Source organism: Achromobacter sp. Bel, assembly GCF_012928505.1.
Lineage (GTDB): Bacteria > Pseudomonadota > Gammaproteobacteria > Burkholderiales > Burkholderiaceae_B > Achromobacter.
The window spans coordinates 1-2,583 of record NZ_JABBJN010000118.1; the positions used below are offsets into that span (position 1 = coordinate 1).

The 2,583-nt window shown below is 62.6% G+C and carries 1 protein-coding gene; it reads right to left on the reverse strand.

The window, feature by feature from the left end; all coding sequences use genetic code 11:
• A partial coding sequence (locus HG262_RS30795) for a VCBS domain-containing protein (RefSeq protein WP_211187863.1) occupies positions 1 to 2,583 on the reverse strand: 2,583 nt, incomplete at both ends.

The window sequence follows — 2,583 nt, forward strand, 5'->3', positions numbered from 1 at the left end:
GGCCGGGTCGTTGTTGGTCAGGTTATACGTCCACTTGCCATCGGCATCGATGGAGAAGTTACCGTGCTGGCCAGCGGCGTCGGTCTGCGGCTTGAAGACCGCTTCGCCCGCGTCCGGATCGGTGACGGTGAGTTGGCCGCCGACAGACAGCTTCACGTCTTCGGTGACCGTGCCCGCATCACTGCCCGGAGTCGTCGGGTTGATGATGGCGCCGTCGTCGGTACCGTTGATGGTGACGGTGACATCCTTCGACACGACCCCGCCGTTGCCGTCATCGACGGTCACGGTGAAGGTCTCCGTGATGGATTGGCCGGACTTCAGACCTTGGACATCCTTGTTGGCATTGTCCAGGTTATAGGTCCAGTTGCCGCTACCGTCCACAGAGAAGGAACCGTACGTGCCCTTGCCGCCGTTGTTCACGGTCCAGGCGTGCGTGTCGGTCGTGTCGACGTCGGCGACATCGAGCTTGCCCGTAGCCACCAGCGTGCCGTCTTCGGTGACAGCGCCATCAGCCTTGCCGGTCAGGACCGGGATGTCGTTGGTGCCAACGATCGTGACAACCACTTGACCCGTGGTGCCGTCAGCCGTCGTGACGGTGAAGGTCTCGGTCAGGGTCTTGCCAGCGCCCAGGCCTTGAACAGCCGGGTCGTTGTTGGTCAGGTTGTAGGTCCACTTGCCATCGGCGTCGATGGAGAACGTGCCGTGCTTGCCGGCCGCGTCGGTCTGCGGCTTGAAGACCGCCTCGCCCGCGTCCGGATCGGTCACGTCGAGCTTGCCGCCGACAGACAGCTTCACGTCTTCGGTGACGGTGCCCTTATCGTCGCCGGGCTGCGCCGGGGTAATGACGGCGCCGTCGTCCGTGCCGTTAATGGTGATCGTGACTTGCTGGCTGGTCACGCCGCCGTTGCCGTCGTCGACAGTGACGGTGAAGGTTTCCGTGGCCGTCTCGCCAGCCTTGAGTGCCTTGACGTCAGGATTGCTGCTGTCCAGGTTGTAGGTCCACTTGCCGGTGCCGTCGACCGAGAAGTTGCCGTACTCGCCCTTGCCATTGTCGCTAACGTTCCAGACGTGTGTGTCCGTGGTATCGACATCGGTTTGCGTCAACTGACCCGTGGTGCTCAGCGACGTGCTCTCTGTCACGGAGCCGGTCGCTTGGCCCGAGATAACGGGAGCGTCGTTGGTGCCGTTGATCGTGATGACAACTTGACCGGTCGTGCCGTCAGCCGTCGTAACAGTGAAGGTTTCGGTCAACTTTTCGCCAACGGCCAGAGCCTGCACCTTCGGATCGTTGTTGGTCAGGTTGTAGGTCCACTTGCCATCGGCATCGATGGAGAAGGTACCGTGCTGGCCGGCGGCATCGGTCTGCGGCTTGAAGACCGCTTCGCCCGCGTCCGGATCGGTGACGGTGAGTTGACCACCGGTCTGGAACGTAACGTCTTCCTTGACTTCGCCCTTGTCATCGCCTGGTTGAGCAGGATTGATAACCGCGCCGTCGTCGGTGCCGTTGATGGTGACCGTCACATCCTTGGTGACCACGCCACCGTTGCCGTCATCGACGGTGACCGTGAACGTTTCGGTGATCTTTTCACCGGACTTCAGACCTTGGACGTCCTTGTTGGCGTTGTCGAGGTTGTAGGTCCAGTTGCCGGTCGAGTCGACCGAGAACGAACCGTACGTGCCCTTGCCGCCGTTGTTCACGGTCCAGGCGTGGGTGTCGGTCGTATCGACGTCGGCGACGTCCAGCTTGCCGGTAGCCACCAGCGTGCCGTCTTCGGTGACAGCGCCGTCGGCCTTGCCGGTCAGGACCGGGATGTCGTTGGTGCCAACGATCGTGACTACGACTTGACCGGTCGTGCCGTCAGCGGTGGTGACCGTAAACGTCTCGGTCAGCGTCTTGCCAGCGCCCAGGCCTTGAACGGCGGGGTCGTTGTTGGTGAGGTTATACGTCCACTTGCCATCGGCGTCGATGGAGAACGTGCCGTGCTGGCCGGCTGCGTCGGTCTGCGGCTTGAAGACCGCTTCGCCCGCGTCCGGATCGGTGACGGTGAGTTGGCCGCCGACAGACAGCGTCACGTCTTCGGTGACCGTGCCCGCATCGCTGCCCGGGGTAGCCGGGTTGATGACGGCGCCGTCGTCGGTACCGTTGATCGTGACGGTGACGTCCTTGGTGACCACGCCGCCGTTGCCGTCATCCACCGTAACGGTGAACGTTTCGGTGATCGACTGGCCGGACTTCAGGCCCTGGACGTCCTTGTTGGCGTTGTCGAGGTTGTAAGTCCAATTGCCGCTGCCGTCCACGGAGAACGAACCGTACGTGCCCTTGCCGCCGTTGTTGACGGTCCAGGTATGCGTGTCGGTCGTATCGACGTCAGCCACATCGAGCTTGCCGGTGGCAACCAGGGTGCCGTCTTCGGTGACTGCACCGTCGGCCTTGCCGGTCAGAACCGGGATGTCGTTGGTACCGACGATCGTGACAACCACTTGACCCGTGGTGCCGTCAGCCGTCGTAACGGTGAAGGTCTCGGTCAAGGTCTTGCCAGCGCCCAGGCCTTGAACGGCCGGGTCGTTGTTGGTCAGGTTATA